The sequence below is a fragment of the Streptomyces sp. NPDC018019 genome (assembly GCF_044327805.1).
GTDB lineage: Bacteria > Actinomycetota > Actinomycetes > Streptomycetales > Streptomycetaceae > Streptomyces.
The window spans coordinates 283264-305759 of record NZ_JBIRGD010000004.1; the positions used below are offsets into that span (position 1 = coordinate 283264).

Consider the following 22496-nt stretch of genomic DNA (forward strand, 5'->3'; position numbering starts at 1 on the left):
CGGGACGCACGCCCCCGCTTCGCCCCCACCCGCCCTCCGTCATGCAAAAACCCGGACCTATGCCGAAACGGCATCGATCCGGGCCAGCGCGTCGTCCGCCCCGTACGGCTGCAGGTAGGGCAGCCAACGGGGGTCCCTATGCCCCGTACCGATGATCCGCCAGGCCAGGCCGGACGGCGGGGCGGGCTGGTGCCGCAGCCGCCAGCCGATCTCGGCGACGTGCCGGTCGGCCTTGACGTGGTTGCAGCGGCGGCAGGCGGCGACCACGTTCTCCCAGGTGTGCTGACCGCCGCGGCTGCGCGGAACGACGTGGTCGACGCTGGTTGCGACGCCACCGCAGTACATGCACCGCCCGCCGTCACGGGCGAAGAGGGCCCGGCGGGTCAGGGGGACGGGACCGCGAAAAGGCACCCGCACGAACCGCTTGAGGCGGACCACACTCGGGGCGGGCATCACACGGGTCGCGCTGTGCATCAGGGCGCCGGACTCCTCAAGGCTCACGGCCTTTTCGTTGAGGACGAGGATGAGCGCGCGGCGGAGCGGTACGACGCCGAGCGGCTCGTACGACGCGTTGAGGACCAGGACATGCGGCACGGGTGCCTCCTTGTACGCCGGCGGCGCGTGGCTCGCGCCGGGACGATCTCTCCACAGTGTCCCCCGGTGCCTGGTCGCGGCGCCACCATCACCGGGTAACGGGTCCGAGGTGTTTTCGACCACACGCCTTTACTTCCCCCCAAAAAGTCCCGCAATTGGTCCGGTCACTCTCGAACACCGGCGCGGACCGCCCCCGTTGCCCCGTTAGTGTGGTTGGTCTGCCCGGGTCACGGTCCGTCCCGACCCGGGTCTGCTGTCCCACACGGAGGTCCCTGCTGTGTTCTGGTCCGCTTCCCCAGCCGCCGCGTCGCCCGGCCCACACCGCCGGGCGTCGCTCGACGACGCCACGGAGAAGGCCACCAACGCCGCCGGATGGGTGGAGGAGAACTGGGCGACCTGGCTCACGGCCGCCCTGCAGATCGCGCTGATCATCGTCATCGCCGTCATCCTGCGGCATGTGATCCGGCGCACGATCACCAAGCTCATAGAGCGGATGAACCGCACCGCGACGGCCGCCCAAGGCACCGCGCTGGGCGGGCTGCTGGTCAACGCCGAGCGCCGCCGGCAGCGCTCCGAGGCCATCGGCTCGGTGCTCCGCAGCGTCGCCTCCTTCGTCATCATGGGCACCGCCGCGCTGACGGTGCTGTCCGTCCTCAAGATCAACCTGGCGCCGCTGCTGGCCAGCGCCGGCGTCGCGGGCGTCGCCATCGGCTTCGGCGCCCGCAACCTGGTCACCGACTTCCTCTCCGGCGTCTTCATGATCCTGGAGGACCAGTACGGCGTCGGCGACGAGATCGACGCGGGCGTGGCCACCGGTACGGTCGTCGAGGTCGGCCTGCGCGTCACCAAGCTGCGCGGCCCCAACGGCGCCATCTGGTACATCCGCAACGGCGAGGTCAAGCGCATCGGCAACCTCAGCCAGGGCTGGTCCACCGCCACCGTCGACGTCATGATCGCCCCGGACCAGGACCTGGACCGCGCCCGTGACATCATCACCGCCGTCGGCGAGGAGATGTCCGCGGCCGAACCCTGGAACGAACAGCTCTGGGAACCGGTCGACGTCCTCGGCCTGAGCGAGGTCCACCTCGACTCCGTCACGATCAGCGTCTCCGCCAAGACCATGCCCGGCAAGGCCCTCGGCATCGAACGCGAACTCCGCTGGCGCATCAAGAAGGCCCTGGACACCGCCGGCATCACCCTGGCCCCCCGCCCCCTCCCGGCCACCCCCGAAGCCCCCCCGTCCCCCGACCCCACCGCCACCATGGCCGCCCCCTCGGCCCTGGCCAGCCCGACGTCCCCCCAGTCACTGGCGACTACGCCCATTCCGCCGCCGAATTTGAGCAAGTAAGGCGCCGGCCGAACCGGCGCACCAGTGTTCACCGCCCTGGTCCGGACCGTTCCGGACCAGGGCGTTCGCCTGCTCGCCGGACCAGGGCGTTCGGCGGCTCAGCCGAAGACGCTCCGCACCTCGTCGGCGTCGGCCGCCCGGTTCACCGGCCGACTCTCCGGTCCCTCATCCGCCGGGGTCTCGGAATTCTCTCCGGCCTCCGGTTCCTGCGCGGCCTCCGCGTCGTCCTCCCACGTCCCGTCGTCCCGCACCCGAAGCGGACGGCGCCCTTCTAACAACACGGCCAGCCCCGCGAGCACGGTGCCCCCGAGGAACCACCAGCCGCCGTGGTTGACCATGAACAGCCGACTCTCCTCATCGACTGCCAGCAGAGAAGCGTCCCCGTGCACGCCGAGAGGAAAGAGCCGACTGCCGAGCAGGGCGGCGAAACGCCGCATGGTGGCAGCGGCATAACGCCCCTCCCGAGGATCGAGCACAACCCCCCGCAGGGCGACTTCCATGCCAGGTCCGTGCAGGGACATTTCCAGCCCGTGGAACTGACGCACCGCCCGCTCCGCTGCGGGAAATACCTCCCACACCGCGTCGCTGCCAGGAGAGACGGTGCTGACGGTTTCCAATACGGCCAGCAGCGCGTTGGGCCCCGCGTCCCGGCCTGGCGACCAGCCCGCAGCTCTCAGCACCTCGTCCGCGCTACGCGCCGCCCCCACCACCTGTCCTTCCATGCGTCAGCCGCCGATGAAGTCGACCGCCAGACGATCCAGCAGCGCCTGACAGGCAGCACATGGTGTCGTCGGCTGGCCGTGGTCGGGGTCCCCTTCGTCACGGATCATCTTGGACACCATGGCGGCTCCCGCGAAGTGGGGCACCGCCTCCTCCAGAGAAACCGGTGTCCGCCCAGGACGCTCCGCGTCGAGGCTCCACAGCTGATCGGAGATGAGGGCGGATTCGGCGCAGCGTCCGAGGAAGGGTTCCCGTGCTTCCGCTGGAATACGCTCGAAGAATTCCCGGACAGCCGGGTGAAGATTCGGCTCTCCATCGCCACTGAGGTTGGTGTGGCTGTAGATCTTCCCCTGCACGAGCAGCGATGATGCCACACCGGGAACAGCATTGGACATGACGTTAATTCAACTCCTGGAAATCGCCCGTGAGCCAGTTCCCCAAGGCTTCGTGGACATCGTCGCCCATCAGGTAGGTACCGGACCAGTGATGATAATAGAAGCGACCGTTCTCGCCCATGAGGACGATGCCGCCTTCCGGCAGGTCGTATCCGACACGGAAAAGCCTGCCGCCCACCTCATCGGCAAGCTCGGCGATCTCCTCGAAATCACCTTCGTAACCGCCGGTCGGGTTCATGGAAAGCGACTTCTCGTCATTACGCGGATGCGTGAGGTCGAGCAGGCCGTAGGAGCGCAGAAATTCGACGGCTACGGACACCGGGGGTGTCGGGAATCCCTGGTCCTCCGATTGCCTGACGGCGTCGTCGATGAATTCCGTTACCTTCTCCGTCACATCCCTCCCGGGAAACCATCCGCTCCCCTCCAGCCATGCCTGCACATCGTCCCGCGAGAAACCGTCAGCCATGCGTCCTACCCCTCTCACAGTCATTTGTGCGCGGCAACCCCGAGCGCGTCCAGCATGGGGCCGCACGAGGCGCACGGGGGCTTGTAGTCCCCGTGCCTCAACTGGGTGACCTTCTCGCCGGTCTCCTTGTCCTTGACCACCAGGTCCCCTATCTGGCGGGTGTGAATGACGCCGCCTTCGAGTGCTCTGCGAGCATCCTCGGGGGTCTTGATCCTAGTACCGTCCGGATCCATTTGATGCAGACGGTCCGAGATGAGGGAGACTTCAGCGCATTTGCCATGCCCGGAACCGATGGGCTCCCCTCTGGCCTTCAGATCTCTTTTCACCTCGTCCAGCACGTCCCGGATCGCCGGATGCGCCCTCGGCTCGGTTTGCGGTTGCGGCGCGGGCGCACCCGAGTCGATCTCCTTCTGGGTTTGTGAGACTTTTCTCCGCACCGAGCTGGTGTGGGATGTGATGACCCCGTCGTGCAGAAAACTGCCGGAACAGCCGTCCTTGCGGTAGTCCTTACCGGGAACGGACTTGTTGGGGTCGGCGGCGCGGGCGTCGTCCGCAAGCGCTCGCGCTTCGCTTTCCAGATGATTGAGCTGAGTTCGCTGATCCATTCCTGAAACGTCGAGCGGATCCCTTCGGTGATGCCGCATCTGATCGGCGCTGTGCCCGTGCCACCACGGATCGCGCGCGCCGTCTCCGCTGCCACCGGTCTTCCCTTTCCCCGGCGGACGACCACCCCCACCCCCGTTCGCCCCCTTCGGTCCCTTCGGGTCCTTCTTTCCGTTCTTGCCGAGGTCCGTGAAGTGGCTGGAAAGTTTCTGGTCGTTCTCCTTGTGGTTCTTGGCCATCTGTTTGACGCCGCGGGTCATGTTGTCGTCGAGGTGTTTGGCGGACTTCTTGACCGCGTCCTCGATGCCGTCGATGACCTTGTCGAGCATCGTGTTCGCCGCATCCGCGATCGCGTCCTTGCCACGGGTGCGGCCGTGGTGGCTCTTGGCACGGCCGATCTTGCCGCCGGCGGTGGTGCGGAAGTGGCCGCCGGCGCTCTGGAGACCGGTGACGGCCTTGTCGTGGGCGTCGTGGTCGAAGGTGAACCCCCCACTGCCGGAGCCACCCCCGGCACCGCCCCCGCCGCCGCCCGCGCTCAGCAGCTGCATCGAGCTGCCGGCGGCCTCCTTCGCCCCCTGCACGCCCTGGCCGAAGCCCTCCTTGCCCGCCTTGGCGGTCCGGCCCAGGTCGACACCGTCCTTGACGCCCAGCGCGTTGGCGCCGAGCTGGACGACCAGGTCGCCGACCATCGCGGCCAGCGCCTCCTCCACCGGCGTCAGGGCGACGCTGACGACCTGTTCGGCGACCTGCCGGCAGACCTCCTTGAACAGGCGCTTGACGATCACGCGGGTGGCCTGCGTCGCCCCCAGCGCCCCCAGTTCGGACAGGCCGAAGGTGAAGGGCGCGGCGGCCTGGGCGGCGATGACCTCGGCGGCCAGGATGCCCAGCTGCACGATCGCGCCGAGCTTGGCGCCCTCGATGAGCACGGCGACACCGTCCAGCGCGGTCGCGGCCAGCTCACCGCACTGGGCCAGCTTCGCCAGATGCGTACCGTTGATCTTGCTCCAGTGGGCGTTCAGCGCCTCCGCCGCCTGGCCGCCGCCCGCCGAGGAGACCAGCGCCTGAACCGCCTCATGGGCCTGGCCGGCCCCGTCCTTGATGTCACCGGCGAACTCCCGCATGGCCGTCGCCATCTCGCGGTAGTCGTCCTCGTCGACATTCGGCCACGACACCCCGATCAGATCGAGCAGCTCATCCGCCCACCCCGGCAGCACCACACCCATGCAGAACACGCCCCCCGTTGAGCACACCCGTTCACGCCGTCAACAGTCCGGAGGACGTTGTCACCAGCATGAACGGTTCTTCAAGGGGGGAATGCGCCGACTTCTTCGGCAGGTTCCCGGCCCCCCGACGCCGACTCGCCTCTCCCCCGTCACCCACATGCAGTCGTTTACCACCCCGTTCCCGGGTGACTCGCCTGAGCATGGAGACCGAGATCAAGCTGCGCGTCGACGGGCAGGAGTACGAGGTGACGGTGGATACGCGGACCACCGTGCTGGACGCGTTGCGGGAGCGGCTGGGGATCACCAGTCCGAAGAAGGGGTGCGACCACGGGCAGTGCGGGTCGTGCACCGTACTGCTCGACGGGCGGCGGGCGACGACCTGTCTGGCGCTGGCCGTGGCGTACGACGGGTCGGAGATCACCACGGCCGAGGGGCTGGGGCGGGACGGCGAACTCCACCCCGTGCAGGAAGCCTTCGTCGCGTACGACGCGCTCCAGTGCGGATACTGCACGCCGGGCCAGGTGTGTTCCGCGGTGGGCGTGCTGCGGGAGGCGGCGCAGGGGTGGCCGAGCGCGGTCACCGAGGTGGGCGCGGAAGGCGGCATCTCCTTGGACCACGAGGAGATCGCCGAGCGGATGAGCGGCAATCTGTGCCGCTGCGGCGCGTACGTGAACATCGTTCCGGCCGTCGCGGCCGCGGCCGAGGCGGCGGACCGGTGAAGCCGTTCCGGTACGAGCGGGCCGTGGACGCCGCTGGGGCCGTCGCCACCGTCGCGGCGCACCCCGGGGCCGCGTTCCTCGGCGCCGGCACCAACCTCGTCGACCACCTGAAGCTCGGCATCACCTCTCCCGACCTGCTGGTCGACGTCAGCCGCCTCCCCTTGGACCAGGTGGAGGAGCTGGACGGCGGCGGGCTCCGCGTGGGGGCGAACGTCCGCAACGCCGATCTGGCCGCGCACCCCGCCGTACGGTCGCGCTACCCGGTGCTCTCCCAGGCCCTGCTGTCCGGCGCGTCCGGGCAGCTGCGCAACCTCGCCACCACCGGCGGCAACCTCCTCCAACGCACCCGGTGCGCCTACTTCCAGGACTCCAGCACCCCCTGCAACAAGCGCGAGCCCGGCTCCGGATGCGCCGCCCTGGAGGGGTGGACCCGCTACCACGCCATCCTCGGGGCCTCCTCGCACTGCGTGGCCGTGCACCCCTCCGACATGGCCGTGGCGATGGCCGCCCTGGACGCCGTGGTCGTGACCCTGGGCCCGGACGGCGAGCGCCGCGTCCCGGTCACCGACTTCCACCGGCTGCCCGGCGACGCGCCCCACCGGGACACGGTCCTGCGGCACGGCGAGCTGATCACCGCCGTCGAGCTGCCGCCCCTGCCGTACGCGGCCCGCTCCCGCTACCGCAAGGTGCGCGACCGCGCCTCGTACGCCTTCGCGCTGGTCTCCGTGGCGGTGGCGCTGGACCTGGAGGACGACGGGCGCACCGTGCGGGAGGCCCGGATCGCGCTGGGCGGGGTCGCGCACAAGCCGTGGCGGGCCGAGCGCGCCGAGCAGGCCCTGCGCGGGCGGCCGGCCACCGAGGAGAGCTGCCGTACGGCGGCGGACGCCGAGACGGCCGACGCGCATCCGCTGCGGGACAACGCGTTCAAGGTCCCGCTGCTCCAGAACACGCTGGTCGCCGTCGTCCGCGACCTCGTACCGGAGACGCCGGGCAGGGAGACGCCGGGCAGCCTGGAGGACGCACGATGACGAGCACGCCCGAGAGCCGCGCCGGAAGCGGGAGCCGGAGCGGGAGCCTGCCCGGGAACGGTCCGGCCGGGAACGGACCGGTCAGGAACGATCCGGTCGGAAACGATCCGGCCCCGGACGGCCCGACCGGAAACGGCCCGGCCGGCGCCCCGGCCCACCCGCGCGTCGTCGGCGCGGACGTGGAGCGCGCGGACGCCCGGGCCAAGGTGGCCGGCCGGGCCCCGTACGCCTTCGAGCACCCGGTGGAACGTCCCTGCTACGCGCACGCCGTGCTGTCCTCCATCCCCCGTGGCCGCGTCACGGCCGTCGACACCGGGGCCGCGCGCCAGGAGGACGGCGTCCTCACCGTACTGACGCACGAGAACGCCGAGCGGCTGGCGTCCACGGAGGACGCGGAGCTGGCGATCCTCCAGGGCCCCGAGGTGGCGTTCCGGGGGCAGGTCGTGGCTGCTGTGGTTGCCGAGACGCCGGAGACGGCCCGGCACGCGGCCTCGCTCGTACGGGTCTCGTACGCCACCGAACCGCACGAATCCGAACTGAAACCGGGCGAGAGCGAGCTGTACCGGCCGGAGTCGGCCAACGGCGGTGCCGACACGGACAGCGTGCTGGGAGATCTGGACGCCGCCATGGAGAGGGCCGCGGCGGACCCCGACGGGGTGGCGCTGGACGAGACGTACGTGACGGCGATGACCCACTGCCACCCGATGGAGCCGCACGCGACGATCGCCGTGTGGCAGGGCGACGAGCTGACGCTGTACGACTCCAGCCAGAGCGTGCACGGGCACCGCGACACACTGGCGAAGGTGTTCGGCATCGACCGCGGCCGGGTCCACATGATCTGCCCGTACGTCGGCGGCGGCTTCGGCTCGAAGGGCGAACCGCACGCCCACGCCGTACTCGCGGCGCTGGCGGCCCGTGCGCTGCCCGGACGCGCGGTCAAGTTCGCGTTGACCCGGCAGCAGATGTTCACCCTTGTGGGCTATCGCACCCCGACGTACCAGCGGGTACGGCTCGCGGCCGGTGCCGACGGGCGGCTGACCGGCATCGGCATGGACGCCGTCGAGCAGACCTCGCGCATCAAGGAGTACGCGGAACAGTCCGCCAATCCGACACGCGTGATGTACGCGGCGGAACACCGGCGGACCACCCACCGGCTGGCCGCGCTCGACGTGCCGGTGCCGTCCTGGATGCGGGCGCCCGGCGAGTGCCCGGGAATGTTCGGGCCCGAGGTGGCCATGGACGAACTCGCCGAACGCCTCGGCATGGACCCGGTCGAGCTGCGCATCCGCAACGACGCGCCGGTGGACCCGGAGTCCGGCAAGCCGTTCTCCAGCCGCAACCTGGTGGCGTGCCTGAGTGAAGGCGCCCGCCGGTTCGGCTGGCAGGACCGCGACCCGCGCCCCGGTGTACGGCGGGACGGCCGCTGGCTGATCGGTACGGGCGTCGCCTCGTCCGCCTATCCGGTCAACCGCATGCCCGGCTCGGTCGCCGCGGTCCAGTACGTGGGCGACGGGCGGTACCAGGTGGACATCGGCGCCGCGGACCTGGGCACCGGCGCCTGGACCGTACTGGCCCAGGTCGCCGCGGACCGGCTGGACATCCCCCTCGACGCCGTCGAACTGCGCCTCGGCGACACCGCCCTCCCCAGGGCGACCGTCGCGGGCGGTTCCTCCGGTACGGCGATGTGGGGTTCGGCGATCGTGGCGGCGGCGCGGGCGTTCCGCAAACGTCACGGACACGACCCGGCACCCGGCGACCACGCCCAGGCCGAGACCCCCGGCAACCCGCACGCCGAACGCTTCGCGATGCACGCCTTCGGAGCGCAGTTCGCCGAGGTCCGGGTGGACGCCGACACCGGCGAGGTCCGCGTCCCGCGCCTCCTGGGCGTCTTCGCGGCGGGCCGCATCCTCAACCCGCGCACCGCCCGTTCCCAGCTGGTCGGCGGCATGACGATGGGCCTGTCCATGGCCCTCCACGAGGAAACCGTCACCGACCCGCGCTACGGCCTCCTCGTCAACCACGACCTGGCCAACTACCATGTCACGGCCAACGCGGACGTCCGGAACATCGAGGCCCACTGGATCGACGAGGACGACCCGTACGTCAACCCCCTCGGCATCAAGGGCATCGGCGAGATCGGCATCACGGGCACGGCAGCAGCGGTCGTCAACGCGGTCCGGCATGCGACGGGGGTCCGGGTGCGGGAGGTACCGGTGACGTTGGACAAGGTGCTGGGCGGGATGGCGTCAGGCGAGCGGCCGGGACCGGTCCGGGCGCGGGGCGGCACGTAGGCGGCACTCCGTACCGGGGCGGTGCCATCCTCACCGAGATCGGTTGTCAGTGCCGTGCGGTTCACTGGTCACAGCACGATGGACCGGTGACGGGCGAGGGAAGCACGGGGGCTGACCGATGAGCGCGACGGAAACGGAAACAAGGCGGCGGACGAAGCCGTACGGCCGGCGGCCTGCTCTGCCTGAACACACACGATCACGTAAGCAGGAAACACCCGGGCGCGAGCCGGTGTCACGGCAACGAGCGGGTGAGCCACACCACTTCACCACTGTCCTCCATGGAAACGTGATCCCGCTCGAACCCGAGCTTCTCAAGGACACGGAACGACGGTGTGTTCCACGCGCCGACGGTCGCCCAGAGCCGTTTCCGCCCAGTCGCGACAGCAGCGTCAAGCACCGCGCCGGCCGCCTCGGTGGCGTAACCAAGCCCATGCGCGCGCTGGAATAGCTCATACGCGATTTCGGGCTCCTCCAGGGTGGAGCGGCCGATGATCAACCCGCAATAGCCGATGAAGTCGCCTTCAGCACGGCGCTGGATGGGCAGCAGAGCGATCCCCGTGGTCTCCGTTGCGCTGAGCAGCTCCGCGATGGACGTCCGGATGCGCTCAACGGTGGGTGTCCCGTCGCCGCGTTCGGAGAGAAGGGCGCAGAAGTCAGCGGCGTCCGACTCGGCCCACGGCCGCAGTATCAACCGCTCGGTCTGAAGGTGGAACGCCATCGTCTCGTATGCAGACATGCCCCTACCCTTCCCCGCGCGCCGCCCCGAACTACGGCAGGAGTAGCGGCCGTTAGCCGCGAGCGGCCTTCACCGACGCGATGAAGTGCGCCCAGGCCGGGGCGGGGAACAGCAGGTGCGGCCCCTCCGGGCGTTTGCTGTCGCGTATGGGGACGGGAGAGCGGGCCGGGAGGCCGGTGGCCATCTCCAGGCATTCGCCTTGGCCGCCGCTGTAGGTGCTCTTGCGCCACGTGACGCCTGTGCCGTTCATACTCGGTACTCCTCGGAGATCAGGCGTTCCATCCTGGCCACGGACTCCGCCGGCGAGAGAGCCGACGTACGGGCGTCATCGAAGAGATCACGGTAGCGCGCAACCTCCGGCTCCTGCTCCAGCCAGATATGGCCGGTGGGGTGCTCCATGAGTACAACGTCCAGAGCCGACACCTGCGGAAAGCTCAGCAGCAAGTACGGGCCGAACATACCTCCATGCGCGCCACGCGAGAACGGGAGGATCTGCACCGTCACGTTTGCCAGCTCGGACATGGCGATGAGGTGTTTCAGCTGCGAACGCATCACGTCAGCGCCGCCCACCCGTTGATGCAGCGCACCCTCCGCCATGACAGCCCAGACGGACAAGGGCTGCTCAGCGGTCAACCGTTCCTGGCGGGCAGCCCTCACCTTGACGAACTGCTCGATCTCGTCCGGCGTCTTCCAGGCTTTCGAGGCCACGGTCACGGCCCTCGCGTAGGCGGGTGTTTGCAGCAGGCCCGGGATCAGCTGGCTCTGGTAGGTCCTGATGCTCTCGGATACAGCCTCCAGAGCGATGTAGTCCCGGTACGTGTCCTCCAGCACGGGCCCGTACTGGTTCCACCAGCCCTCCCGACGCCGGCGGTTCGCGGAGCGGGCCAGGGTGGTGAGTCGCCCCAGGACCGCTTCGTCTCCGATCCCGTACGTCTGCAGCAGAGCCATCAGGTCGGGTACGCGGACCGGAACACGGCCGTTCTCGATCCGGCTGATCTTCGCCTTGGTGCAGTCGAGAGCTTCGGCTGCCACCGACGTGGACAACCCGGCGGCTTCTCTGTACCGCCTCAGCTCGTCGCCCAGTTGTCGGCCCAGAACGGTGGACGGCTGAACGGTGGCACTGCGTACGGACATTCAACCTCCCCTGGAGAACGGCCAGTTTGACGAAGGCGCCATGAGGGCCGCAACGCGACTTCACTCTTTCGTGACAGCAAGAAACGTTGCTTGGAGTAATTGAATGGGTGCAGTCTGCTTAGGGTCCGCCCTCGTACCCTCTGAGGGGTTCGCATGATCGAGAGTTCGCTCCGCCCTGCCTCCGTCACCCACCGCTTCCCACGAAGCCGACGGAGCCCCGGCCGAGCACGTACAGCCTTCCGGGACTGGGCTGCCGCTCAGGGCATCAGTCCCGCGACCATGGAGACCGGAGAAGTACTCGTCGGCGAGCTGGCCGCCAATGCCGTCTTCGCCGCCACCGGGCCCGGGCGGCAGATCGAGGTCCGGTGCACGCTGGACGACGGCACATTGCAGGTCGAGGTGTCGGACGCCGGTGACGGCACTCCCGTCGTGCGGTCGCCCAAGCCGCTCGATGAACACGGACGCGGCATGGTGCTCGTCGATGCGCTCGCCGACGATTGGTGGGTGACGGGTCGAGCGGGCCCGGGCAAGACCGTCTGCGTCACGCTCAAACTCAGTGGTCCAGACCCATTGACGGCGTGCTGACGGGGCGCTTACTTTCCTGTGCATCGATTGGAAACTTTCCTAACAGATCGCGCAGCGAGAGGTGGGGCGGGCGTCATGGCCGGAGGGCAGGGCGGGCAGGGGGCCCCTGGGACGCCGCGGGTGTTGCGGGCCATGAACGACCGGGCCGCGCTCGACCTGCTCGTGGCGCAGGGGCCGTTGACGCGGACGCAGCTCGGCGCGCTGACCGGGCTGTCCAAGCCCACCGCGTCGCAGCTGCTCGGGCGGCTGGAGGCGGCCGGGCTGGTGCGTACGACCGGCAACGTGACCGGGCGGCCGGGTCCGAACGCCCAGTTGTACGAGGTGAACCCGGACGCCGCCCACGTGGCCGCGCTCGCCGTCGACCAGGGCGGGATCACTGCCGCGGTCGCCGATGTCACCGGGCGGGTGCTCGGTGAGGAGCGGGTCGGTACGGACGCCGTGGAGGAGGACGCGCCGCGTCGGACGGCCCAGTTGGTCGCCTCGGCCGTGGACGGGGCGCTGGCCAAGGCCGGGCTGACGCGCGACCGGTTGCACGGGGCGGTGATCGGGACACCCGGTGCGCTCGACCCGCGGACCGGTGTGCTGCGGTACGCCCCCCACCTGCCCGGCTGGCACTCGCGGGCCCTCAAGGAAGAGCTGGCCGGGGTGCTGGGCGTACCGATCGTGATCGAGAACGACGTGAACCTGGCGGCGGTCGCCGAGCAGCACGACGGTGCTGCGCAGGACTTCGACGACTTTGTGCTGGTGTGGGCCGACGAAGGGGTCGGCGCGGCCATCGTGCTCGGCGGGCAGTTGCTGCGCGGGGCCACGGGCGGCGCCGGCGAAATCGGCTACATGCCGCTGCCGGGCGCGCCGCTCGCCCGCGGCGGCGACCGCGACGCGGCCCGGCCGGACGGCGGCGGTGGCTTCCAGCGCCTGGTCGGCTCGCCGAGCGTGGTGGAGCTGGCGCGGGAGTACGGCGTGCCGGATGTGCGTACGGTCCACGAGGCGCTGGCCGACGACCGGGTACGCGCCGAGGTGGCGCGGCGCCTGGCGACCGGGCTGGCGGCCGTGGTCGCCGTCGTGGACCCGCGGCTGGTGGTGCTCTCCGGCGAGGTCGCCCAGGCGGGCGGGGAGCCGCTGCGGGTGCTGATCGAGGAAGAATTCACCGGGCTGGCGCTGCCTCGGCCGGAGTTGCACATCAGCGATATCGAGGGGAATCCCATTCTCACCGGCGCGTTGCAAACGGCACTCGCCGAGGCGCGCAACGCCGTGTTCGACACGGCGTGATGGGACGGGAGGGTGGTCCGCCGCAGGCGGTCGGGGGCAGCGGCCCAACCCCGGGCCGGTCAAGCGGCCCAGTCCTGGGCGGGCCGAGCGGCTCAAGCGCGGACCGTCCGAGCGGATCGGTCGCGTACCGATTAAGCGGCCCAGCCCCAGCCCGGCCGAGCGGCCCCATCGCGGACCGATTATTCACCGGCCGCCTCCGCCGAAAGGCCAAAAGCACCACGAGCCCGAAGGGCTCCCCGCGTGCCGGACACGCCGTCCACGTCGCCACCTGCGGTCAATGCCGCGTACGCGGCGTCAGCAGCGCCACGTCCTGCTGTCCCCCCTCCCACTTTCCCTGTCACCACCCCTGCCATTTCCCCCGTCATCACCCCTGCCGTAAAGGAAGTTCGCCATGCCGCGTCCGCGCATGCGCATCTGCCTGTCAGCGGCGCTCGCCGGGGCCGGTCTGATTCTTTCGGGCTGTGCCAATCCGAGCGTCGGCAGCGATCGCGACGACCCGACCCAGCCCGTCACGCTGAAGTTCTGGCACGGCTGGTCCAATCCGGCCGAGGTGAAGGCGGTCGACGACAGCATCGCCCGTTTCGAGAAGCTGCATCCGAACATCACGGTGGAGACGGTCAACAACGTCAGCGACGAGACCGCGAACCAGGCGCTGCGGGCCGGCGGGGACGACGCGCCGGATGTCGTGTCGTCGTTCACCACCAACAATGTGGGGCAGTACTGCTCGTCCGGCATGTGGGTGGATCTCGACCCCTTCATGAAGAAGACGGGGGTCGAAAAGGAGAAGGTCTTCCCCAAGACGCTGCTCGATTACACGAGCTACCGGGGCACGCAGTGCGCCTTGCCGCTGCTCGCGGACGCGTACGGGCTGTACTACAACAAGGACGCGTTCAAGGAGGCCGGTATCGAACGGCCGCCGCGGACCATGTCCGAGTTCAAGCGGGACGCGGCCAAGCTCACGAAGCGGAAGCCGGACGGGTCGTACGAGCGCGCCGGGTTCGTACCCAACTTCCGGCTGTACCAGAACAGTCCGGACCGGCTCTTCGCGCAGTGGGGCCCGAAGTATTTCGACGCGCGGGGGAAGGCGCGGCTGGCGAAGGACCCGCGCAGCAAGCAGTTCTTCGCCACGCAGCGGGAGCTGCTGGACGCGCAGGGCGGTTATGCCGCGCTGGAGAAGTTCCGTGCGACGTTCGGTGACGAGATGTCGTCGCAGAGTTCCTTCATGACGCAGAAGGCGGCGATGCATCTGGACGGCGAATGGCGTGGGCTGATGCTGAAGGAGGGCAAGGCGGGTTTCGACTGGGGTACGGCGCCGCTGCCGGTGCCGGACGACCAGGCGGACACGTACGGGCGCGGCTATCTGACCGGCACGGTCGCGGGCATAGCGCACGGCAGCAAGCACCAGAACGCGGCGTGGGAACTGGTGAGGTTCCTGACGGTGGACACGGACCAGGTGGTGCGGTTCGCCAACGCCATCCACAATGTGCCGTCGACGTTTTCGGCGCTCAAGTCGCCGAAACTGGACGCCGATCCGTCGTTCCGTACATTCCTCGACATCGCGCGGAACCCGCACAGTCAGGCCATGCCGCCGTCCATCAACGGCGGGCAGTACGTGACGGCGCTCCAGGACTTCTCGTACGACGTCGAGGCCGGGAAGGTGCCGGATCTCGACAAGGGGCTGCGTGAGCTCGATGCCCAGATAGACGCCGACAATCTTCAGTCCGTGAACTGACGGAGCCTGCCATGTCCCTGGTCGAATCCCCCGAACGTCCGGCGGCCACCGCGCCGCGCCCGAACGCTCCCGCGCTGCGCCGTAAGCACACCCGGCAGCAGCTGCGCACCCTCGGTTTCCTCTCCCCCTGGCTGGTCGGTTTCAGCGTCTTCTTCGGCTATCCGCTCCTGGCCACCGTCTATTTCTCGTTCGTGCACTACAACCAGATCCAGCAGCCGTCCTTCGTCGGGCTGCGGAACTGGAAATACGTCTTCACGCAGATGCCGCTCTTCGGGCCCGCGCTGTGGAACACGCTGTGGCTGGTCGTGGTGATGGTCGCGCTGCGGGTGGTCTTCGGGCTGGGCATCGGCCTGCTCGTCACGAAGATCAAGTCGGGGGTCGGCTTCTTCCGTACCGCCTTCTACCTGCCGTATCTCGCGCCGCCGGTCGCCGCGACGGTCGCGTTCGTCTTCCTGCTCAACCCCGGCACCGGGCCGGTCAACGCGATCCTGGAGGCGGCCGGCATCCCTGCGCCCGGCTGGTTCAGCGATCCGTCCTGGGCGAAGCCGTCGCTGGTCCTGCTGTCCCTGTGGGGCATCGGCGACCTGATGGTGATCTTCATGGCGGCGCTGCTGGACGTGCCGAAGGAGCAGTACGAGGCGGCCGAGCTGGACGGGGCGGGCGCCTGGGCGAGGTTCCGGTACGTGACCTGGCCGTCGATCACGCCGATCGTGCTGTTCGCGGTGGTCACCGGGGTGGTGCAGACCATGCAGTACTACACGCAGGCGCTGGTCGCCGGGAAGCTGGCCTCCGGTGTGAACATCGGCCCCGGCTCGGTGATCCAGCCCGGTTACCCGGACCACTCCACCCTCACGGTGCCGCAGCTCGTCTACTCGCTCGGCTTCCAGAACTTCAACACGGGCGCGGCGTGCGTGCTCTCGCTCGTGCTCTTCGTGATCGCCATGGCCGTCACCACCCTGCTGATGCGCAAGCGCGCCGGCCTGCTCCCGGCGGAGGACTGAACCGACATGACCACGACGTTCCTGAGGGCGGGCCGCGCGCCGGCCCGCACCGGCTCCACCGACCGGGGGCCCGCGGCGGCCCGCGCCCGCCGCAAGCGGCTGCTGCACTGGACAGCGGTGCACTCCGTCGCCATCGCCGCCGCGCTGTTCTTCGTCCTGCCGTTCGTGTTCGTCTTCCTGACCTCCGTCATGAACGACGACCAGGCGATGAGCGGCGAACTGTGGCCGCACGAATGGAACTGGTCGAATTACGCGACGGTTTTCCGGACACCGGGTTTCCTGGACTGGTGGCGCAACTCGCTGCTGTACGCGGGGCTGGGCACGCTGTTCACCGTCTGCTCGGCGATACCGGTGGCGTACGCCCTCGCCAAGTTCCGTTTCCGGGGCCGGCGTACCGCCATGCTCCTGGTGATCTCGACGATGATGCTGCCGCCGCAGGTCATCGTGATTCCCATGTACCTGGTCTGGGCGCAGCAGCTGCACCTGTCCGGCTCGCTCTGGCCGCTCATCATCCCGATGGCCTTCGGCGACGCGTACTCCATCTTCCTGCTGCGGCAGTTCCTGCTCACCATTCCGCAGGAATACATCGAGTCGGCGAAGGTGGACGGCTGCGGCGAGGTCCGTACACTGCTGCGCGTCATCGTGCCGATGGCGAAGCCGGGCATCGCGGCCGTCGCGCTGTTCCAGTTCTTCTATTGCTGGAACGACTACTTCGGGCCGCAGATCTACGCCGCGCAGAATCCCGCTGCCTGGACGCTGAGTTACGGACTCGAATCGTTCAAGAGCGCGCACAACGTCAACTGGAACCTGACCATGGCCGCGACGCTGCTCGTCATGGCGCCGGTCATCATCGTCTTCTTCTTCGCACAGAAGGCCTTCGTCGAAGGCGTCACGCTCACCGGAGTGAAGGGCTGATCGATCTCATGCTGTCGTCCGCCGGGGGAACGCCCCCGCTTCCCCAGGGAACGCCTCCGTCCGGGGGAACGCCCCCGCGCCCCCACCTCAAGATCGCCGTGGTCGGCGGAGGCTCGACCTACACCCCCGAACTCATCGACGGCTTCGCCCGGCTGCGGGACGCGCTGCCGCTGGCGGAGCTGGTCCTGATCGACCCGGCGGCCGACCGGCTGGAGCTGGTCGGCGGCCTGGCCCGGCGGATCTTCGCCCGGCAGGATCACCCGGGCCGGATCTCCTGGACCTCCGACGTGGACGCCGGTGTGGACGGCGCGGACGCGGTGCTGCTCCAGCTGCGCGTCGGCGGGCAGGCGGCCCGCAACCAGGACGAGACCTGGCCCCTGGAGTGCGGCTGCGTCGGGCAGGAGACGACCGGCGCGGGCGGGCTGGCCAAGGCGCTGCGCACCGTCCCGGTCGTCCTGGACATCGCCGAGCGCATCCGCCGCCGCAACCCCGACGCGTGGATCGTGGACTTCACCAACCCCGTCGGCATCGTCACCCGCGCGCTGCTCTCGCACGGCCACAAGGCCGTCGGCCTGTGCAACGTGGCCATCGGCTTCCAGCGGAAGTTCGCGCGGCTGCTCGGCATCGCGCCGGAGCGGGTGGAGCTGGAGCACGTCGGGCTGAACCACCTGACGTGGGAGCGGGCCGTACGGGTGGACGGCGAGGACGTGCTGCCCCGGCTGATCGCCGAGCACGGCGCGGCCATCGCCGAGGACCTGCACATGCCGCGCTCCCTCGTGGACCGCCTCGGCGTCGTACCGTCGTACTACCTGCGCTACTACTACCAGCACGACGAGGTGGTGCGGGAGCTGCGCAGCAAGCCGTCGCGGGCGGCGGAGGTGGCGGCCATCGAGAAGCAGCTGCTGGAGATGTACGGCGACCCGTCGCTGGACGAGAAGCCGGAGCTGCTGGCCAAGCGGGGCGGCGCGTTCTACTCGGAGGCGGCGGTGGCGCTGACCTCGGCGCTGCTGGGCGAGACCGGTGACGTGCAGATCGTCAACACGCTCAACAACGGCACGCTGCCGTTCCTGCCCGACGACGCGGTGATCGAGGTGCCGGCGACGGTGGGCGCCGGCGGGGCGAAGCCACTGCCCGTACGGCCGCTGGAACCGCTGTACTCGGGGCTGATCGCCAACGTCACCGCGTACGAGCACCTGGCGCTGGAGGCGGCCCTGAAAGGCGGCCGGAACCGGGTCTTCGAGGCCCTGCTCGCCCACCCGCTCATCGGCCAGATCGCGTACGCGGACCGGCTGACCGACGATCTGATCGCGCACAACCGGGAGCACCTCACGTGGGTGTGAGCGGAGGCGAGGGGGGCGGGGCGGTGCCTGGGCACGGCGGGGTGCCGTACGGGGAAGCCGGTCCCGCCGCGGCGGGGCCGGGGGCCGAAGGGCTGGCGCTGGCCGTCGACGCGGGCAACAGCAAGACCGACGTGGCGCTGGTCGGCACGGACGGGTCGGTGCTCGCGACGGCCCGCGGCGGCGGTTTCCAGCCGCCCGTGGCCGGTGTCGCGCGGGCGGTCGGCGACCTGGCGGCGCTGGTGGACGCGGTACGGGAACGGGCCGGCGTGACCGGCCCGTTGGACCAGGTGTCCGCCTACCTGGCCAACGCCGATCTGCCCACCGAGGAGGCGGAGCTGGCCGCGGAGATCACCTCGTACGGCTGGGCCCGTACGGTCACCGTCGCCAACGACACCTTCGCGCTGCTGCGTGCCGGGCTGCCGGACGCCGGCGAACCGGTCGGCGTCGCGGTGGTGTGCGGCGCCGGCATCAACTGCGCGGGCCTGGGGCACGACGGCCGTACCGCCCGGTTCCCGTCCGTCGGGCGGATCTCCGGTGACTGGGGCGGCGGCGGGCACCTGGCCGAAGAGGCTCTGTGGTGGGCGGCGCGGGCCGACGACGGGCGCGGCGAACCGAGCGCGCTGGCCCGCGAGGTGCCGGCCCACTTCGGGCTGGCCACCATGCCGGAGCTGATCGAGGCGCTCCACCTGGGGCGCATCCCGCGGGAGCGGCGTTACGGGCTGACGCCGCTGCTGTTCGCGGTGGCCGCGTCCGGGGACGCGGTGGCGCGGGCCCTGGTGCACCGGCAGGCGGAGGAGATCGCGCTGCTGGCGTCGGTGGCACTGGAGCGGCTGGGCCTGCTGGACGAGCCGACGCCGCTGGTCCTGGGCGGCGGCGTACTGGCCGCCCGGCCCCCGCTGCTGTACGACGAGCTGCTCCGCCTGCTGTCGGAACGCGCCCCGAAGGCGGAGCCGCGCGTGGTCACGGAACCGCCGGTGCTCGGCGCGGCCCTGCACGCACTGGACCGGGCCGGGGCGGGCCCGGAAGCGTACGAACGGTTGCGGAGGGAGTTCGTCCGGGGGAGGTAGGGATCGTCGGCCGGAGTGGTGCTGCCCGGCTGGATGGTCCTGCCCCGGCGGGGGTGGTCCTCCTCGGCCGGAACGGCCCCTCTCCGGCCGGTGCGGTCTCGCCGGCCGGGCGGGCTCCGTTCCCCGACGCGGGCTCCCTTCCCCCGGCCAGATCGTTGTGGCCAGCAGAGGTGCCACCGGCCGGATCGTTTCCCCGGCCGGAACCGTTCCTCCGGGAACCGGCCGGGCCTGCCGCCACGGTTTTCTGCCAGGACCTCCGTCCGACCTCCCGCCGGATGCCGGAATCCTGTCGAATCCCGTACACCCGTGCGCTTTTGGGGCCTCTTCGGGAACCGTGCCCGGCGGGCCGCGCGTGTTGGAGGGTGGGGGAACACGGATACCCGCCGGGCGGAAGGATTCGGCGGGGCCCGATCCGCACATGATCCAGGCAAGAACGGTGTGGTTGTCAGTCCCTGCGGCCATACTGACTGCTGGCCGTGCATCTGTTCCCGTGCGCCCGCCGCACGGGTCCGGGGCCGCCGTCCGCGACCAGGGGGAGGTTCCGTGTCCAACCCGCAGACCGGCGCTGTGCCGCCGCCCGGCCGCGCCGCCGCCCCCGGCACCTCCTCCGGCGCGGGCACGTTCGCGGGAGCCGGCTCCCCGGCCGTTTCCGGTCTCTCTTCGGGCGCGGGCCCTTCTTCCGGTGCGGGCCCCGCTTCGGGCGCGGGAGCATTCTCAGGTACGGGCTCCGCTGCGGGTACGGGTTCCGGCGTCGCCCGGCGGCGTACGGCATGGGCCGACGGCGTGGACCAGTTGCGGGCCGCCGCCACGACCGAGCCCGGCCGGCTGCGGATCATCGGCGCCGTACTGGCCTTCCTCGTGATGGCGTTCGGTGCCGCGACGGCCTGGCAGGTCACCGACCGGGCCACCGCCGCGCGCGACGTGGTCGAGCGCAGCCAGCCGCTGAGCGCGGACGCCGCGGACATCTACCGCTCCCTCGCCGACGCCGACACCACCGCCGCGAGCGGCTTCCTGGCGGGCGGCAAGGAGACCCAGGCCACCCGCGACCGCTACGAGGACGACATCGCGATGGCCGCCCGACTGCTGGCCAAAGCCTCGTCGAACACCCGTGGTTCGGACACCGCGGCCCGCCAGATAGCGACGCTCAACAGCCTCCTCCCCCGGTACACGGGCCTGATCGAGACGGCCCGCACCAACAACCGGCAGGGACTCCCCCTCGGCGGCGCCTACCTGCGCTATGCCAACGCGCAGATGCGCGACGAACTCCTCCCGGCGGCGCGCGGGTTGTACGTCGCCGAGACGGCGCGGCTCGGCGAGGACTACGACGCCGCGAAGGCGTGGCCCTGGCTGGCGCTCTCCGCCGGAGTGCTGGCGCTCGGCGCCCTGGCCTGGGCCCAGCGCCGCAACTACCGCCGGACGAACCGGGTGTTCAACTACGGCCTGCTCGCGGCGACGACCGCCTCGGCCGTCGTCCTGCTGTGGCTGGCGGTCGGCCACTCCGTCGCCCGCTCGGGCCTGAACACGTCGTACGAGAGCGGCGCCAAGTCGCTGAACGTCCTCAACGAGGCCCGGATCGACGCGCTCCAGGCCCGCGGCGACGAGAACCTGACCCTGGTCGCGCGCGGTGCCGTGGTGACCAAGGACCAGCAGGACTTCTACGAGGCCGGCTACCGCACCGGCATGAAGGACCTGGCGGGCGCGGGTCACAGCGGCGCCGCGGCGGCGGACAGCAGGCTGGGCACGGCGCTGACGCTCGCGGACGACGACGCGGGCCGGCGCCCGGTGGAGGAGGCGGTCGCGACCGTACGGCAGTGGCAGGCACGGCACGCCGAGGCCCGCACCGCCGACGACCAGGGCGACTACGACCTGGCGCTGGCCAAGGTGATCGGCGGCGGCGCGGCGACCGGGCAGTCCTTCGACCGGGTGGACACGCAGCTGGCCAAGGCGCTGGACCACGAGCAGCGGCAGCTCCGGCGGGCGGCCGACGACGGGCGCGGGGCCCTGGACGGGCTGGTGACGGGCGCCGTGGTGCTGGCCCTCCTGGGCGCGACGGGCGCGGTGCTGGGCATCGGGCGCAGGCTTTCGGAGTACCGGTGATGGGGCGGCCTGGTGATGGCGACATGACGATGCGCGCGAGGGGTCTGCGGAACCTGCGGGCCGCGCTGGCCCCGGTGGCGGCCGGTGTGTGCGTGATGGCGGCGACGGCCGCGGTGCTCGTCCCGGTCCTGGGCGGCGACAGCCCGGTGCCCCGCCCCGCGCCGTACGGGACGGGCAGCGCGCGGGCCGACGCCGCGGCGGCGGACTGCACGCCCGCCAACGCCGCCGCGAGCCTGCGGCCCTCCCCGGAGGACGGCCCGGCGGTGGAACGGATCAAGGCCCGGGGGCGGCTGATCGTCGGCGTCGACCAGAACACGTACCGCTGGGGCTACCGCAATCCGGCCACCGGCGACCTGGAGGGCTTCGACATCGACCTGGTGCGGGCGATCGCCGAGGACATCCTCGGCCCCGACCCGAAGATCACGTTCCGGGCGATCCCGACCAGCCAGCGCATCCCCGCCCTCCAGAAGCGCACCGTCGACCTGGTCGTACGGACCATGACGATCAACTGCGCCCGCAAGCGGCAGGTCGCCTTCTCGACCGCGTACTTCCAGGGCGGCCAGCAGGTGCTGGCGCCCAAGGACTCGCCGATCAGAGCCTTCGACGACTCGCTGCGGGGCAAGCGGGTCTGTACGGCGGCCGGTTCCACGGGCGAGGCCCGGCTGGCCGAGGAGCGGCACGGCGCCCGGGTCGTGACCGTGCCGAACCAGCTCGACTGCCTGGTGCGGCTCCAGCTCGGTGAGGCCGACGCGGTGGTGACGGACAACGCGCTGGCCGCCGCGCAGGCCGCGCAGGACCCGACGGTGCAGCTGAAGGGGAAGCCGTTCACCGACGAGCCGTACGGCGTCGCGGTCAACCGCGCCGACACCGACCTGGTGCGCCGGGTCAACCAGGTGCTGGAGGACTACCGCGACGGCGGCGGTGAGAGCCGCTGGATGGCCGCCTACCGGAAGTGGTTGCAGGCGGACCTGCCCGGCATATCCAAGGCGCCCGAGCCCCAGTACAGCGACTGACCGTGCGGGGCCGGGCGATGCGCCGCGTACGGGCGGCGCGTGGCGGGACCGGCCGGCCGGTGGCGGAGCCGGGCGGCCCGCCGTGGACCGGCGTTCGCCCGCCGGTGGAGTCACCATGGAAGGAGCCCGCGGGCGCGGGACCGGGAGAGGGAGAAGAGGAGGGGAGGAGAGGACGGGAGGGAGGACAGGCGGCGCCGGGGGACGGCGACGGGGCGGGATC

Annotated in this window: 21 protein-coding genes; 13 read left to right on the top strand and 8 right to left on the bottom strand. The window is 70.7% G+C overall.

The window, feature by feature from the left end; translation table 11 throughout:
- Positions 1-57: 57 nt before the first annotated feature.
- Complete coding sequence (locus tag ACH4FX_RS09585) at positions 58-594, bottom strand: HNH endonuclease (protein ID WP_003982442.1); 537 nt, start codon at positions 592-594, stop codon at positions 58-60.
- 277 nt (positions 595-871) lie between these two features.
- Here ACH4FX_RS09585 and ACH4FX_RS09590 point away from each other — a divergent pair, with 277 nt between their 5' ends.
- Positions 872-1942 carry a mechanosensitive ion channel domain-containing protein gene (locus ACH4FX_RS09590; RefSeq protein ID WP_398476870.1) on the top strand — a complete coding sequence of 357 codons (1071 nt, stop codon included), beginning with the start codon at positions 872-874 and terminating at the stop codon, positions 1940-1942.
- A 98-nt stretch (positions 1943-2040) separates the two neighbouring features.
- On the opposite strand, the gene ACH4FX_RS09595 is transcribed toward ACH4FX_RS09590, so the two are convergent.
- Genes ACH4FX_RS09595 through ACH4FX_RS09610 form a run of 4 tightly spaced genes read right to left on the bottom strand, consistent with a single transcriptional unit; the run spans position 2041 to position 5349 of the window.
- Entirely contained in the window at positions 2041-2664 is a 624-nt protein-coding gene (locus ACH4FX_RS09595) for an SUKH-3 domain-containing protein (RefSeq protein WP_398476872.1), read from the bottom strand.
- Positions 2665-2667: 3 nt separating this feature from the next.
- Entirely contained in the window at positions 2668-3057 is a 390-nt protein-coding gene (locus ACH4FX_RS09600; protein ID WP_398476874.1) for a YwqJ-related putative deaminase, read from the bottom strand.
- 4 nt (positions 3058-3061) lie between these two features.
- Positions 3062-3523 carry an SUKH-3 domain-containing protein gene (locus ACH4FX_RS09605; RefSeq protein ID WP_398476876.1) on the bottom strand — a complete coding sequence of 154 codons (462 nt, stop codon included), beginning with the start codon at positions 3521-3523 and terminating at the stop codon, positions 3062-3064.
- Positions 3524-3543: 20 nt separating this feature from the next.
- Positions 3544-5349 (bottom strand): YwqJ-related putative deaminase, encoded by a 1806-nt coding sequence (locus ACH4FX_RS09610; RefSeq protein ID WP_398476878.1) that lies wholly within the window; start codon positions 5347-5349, stop codon positions 3544-3546.
- Positions 5350-5549: 200 nt separating this feature from the next.
- On the opposite strand from ACH4FX_RS09610, the gene ACH4FX_RS09615 reads away from it, so the two are divergent.
- Genes ACH4FX_RS09615 through ACH4FX_RS09625 form a run of 3 tightly spaced genes read left to right on the top strand, consistent with a single transcriptional unit; the run spans position 5550 to position 9387 of the window.
- Positions 5550-6068 carry a (2Fe-2S)-binding protein gene (locus ACH4FX_RS09615; RefSeq protein WP_398477056.1) on the top strand — a complete coding sequence of 173 codons (519 nt, stop codon included), beginning with the start codon at positions 5550-5552 and terminating at the stop codon, positions 6066-6068.
- On the top strand, positions 6065-7096 hold the full coding sequence (locus tag ACH4FX_RS09620) for an FAD binding domain-containing protein (protein ID WP_398476880.1): 1032 nt from the start codon (positions 6065-6067) through the stop codon (positions 7094-7096). The genes ACH4FX_RS09615 and ACH4FX_RS09620 overlap by 4 nt, the downstream gene beginning before the upstream one ends.
- Entirely contained in the window at positions 7093-9387 is a 2295-nt protein-coding gene (locus tag ACH4FX_RS09625; protein ID WP_398476882.1) for a molybdopterin cofactor-binding domain-containing protein, read from the top strand. Before ACH4FX_RS09620 ends, ACH4FX_RS09625 begins: the two co-directional genes overlap by 4 nt.
- Positions 9388-9619: 232 nt before the next feature.
- Here ACH4FX_RS09625 and ACH4FX_RS09630 read toward each other — a convergent pair whose 3' ends face one another.
- The 3 genes from ACH4FX_RS09630 to ACH4FX_RS09640 are packed head-to-tail and all read right to left on the bottom strand — an operon-like array spanning position 9620 to position 11257.
- The gene (locus ACH4FX_RS09630; protein ID WP_398476884.1) at positions 9620-10123 is read right to left on the bottom strand and encodes a GNAT family N-acetyltransferase; all 504 of its coding nucleotides are present in this window, start codon (positions 10121-10123) and stop codon (positions 9620-9622) included.
- A 52-nt stretch (positions 10124-10175) separates the two neighbouring features.
- Entirely contained in the window at positions 10176-10373 is a 198-nt protein-coding gene (locus ACH4FX_RS09635; protein ID WP_398476886.1) for a DUF397 domain-containing protein, read from the bottom strand.
- Positions 10370-11257, bottom strand: coding sequence for a helix-turn-helix domain-containing protein (locus ACH4FX_RS09640; protein WP_398476888.1), 888 nt, complete (start codon positions 11255-11257; stop codon positions 10370-10372). Before ACH4FX_RS09640 ends, ACH4FX_RS09635 begins: the two co-directional genes overlap by 4 nt.
- Positions 11258-11410: 153 nt before the next feature.
- Between ACH4FX_RS09640 and ACH4FX_RS09645 the strand changes: the two genes are divergently transcribed.
- From ACH4FX_RS09645 to ACH4FX_RS09685, 9 genes are all read left to right on the top strand, one after another.
- The gene (locus ACH4FX_RS09645; RefSeq protein WP_398476890.1) at positions 11411-11842 is read left to right on the top strand and encodes an ATP-binding protein; all 432 of its coding nucleotides are present in this window, start codon (positions 11411-11413) and stop codon (positions 11840-11842) included.
- Positions 11843-11974: 132 nt separating this feature from the next.
- Positions 11975-13111, top strand: a complete 1137-nt coding sequence (locus ACH4FX_RS09650) for an ROK family transcriptional regulator (protein WP_398476892.1) — start codon at positions 11975-11977, stop codon at positions 13109-13111.
- A gap of 391 nt (positions 13112-13502) precedes the next feature.
- A complete protein-coding gene (locus ACH4FX_RS09655; RefSeq protein ID WP_398476894.1) occupies positions 13503-14843 on the top strand; it encodes an ABC transporter substrate-binding protein in 1341 nt (446 codons plus the stop codon).
- An 11-nt stretch (positions 14844-14854) separates the two neighbouring features.
- Positions 14855-15844, top strand: a complete 990-nt coding sequence (locus ACH4FX_RS09660; RefSeq protein WP_398476896.1) for a carbohydrate ABC transporter permease — start codon at positions 14855-14857, stop codon at positions 15842-15844.
- A gap of 6 nt (positions 15845-15850) precedes the next feature.
- Positions 15851-16759: a carbohydrate ABC transporter permease gene (locus tag ACH4FX_RS09665; protein WP_398476898.1), complete on the top strand. Its 909-nt coding sequence runs from the start codon at positions 15851-15853 to the stop codon at positions 16757-16759.
- 8 nt (positions 16760-16767) lie between these two features.
- Positions 16768-18099: a 6-phospho-beta-glucosidase gene (locus tag ACH4FX_RS09670; RefSeq protein WP_398476900.1), complete on the top strand. Its 1332-nt coding sequence runs from the start codon at positions 16768-16770 to the stop codon at positions 18097-18099.
- A gap of 41 nt (positions 18100-18140) precedes the next feature.
- On the top strand, positions 18141-19166 hold the full coding sequence (locus tag ACH4FX_RS09675) for an N-acetylglucosamine kinase (protein ID WP_398477058.1): 1026 nt from the start codon (positions 18141-18143) through the stop codon (positions 19164-19166).
- Between the two features lie 543 nt (positions 19167-19709).
- Positions 19710-21263: a hypothetical protein gene (locus ACH4FX_RS09680; RefSeq protein ID WP_398476902.1), complete on the top strand. Its 1554-nt coding sequence runs from the start codon at positions 19710-19712 to the stop codon at positions 21261-21263.
- Between the two features lie 23 nt (positions 21264-21286).
- Positions 21287-22276, top strand: coding sequence for a glutamate ABC transporter substrate-binding protein (locus tag ACH4FX_RS09685; RefSeq protein WP_398476904.1), 990 nt, complete (start codon positions 21287-21289; stop codon positions 22274-22276).
- Positions 22277-22496 lie beyond the last annotated feature (220 nt).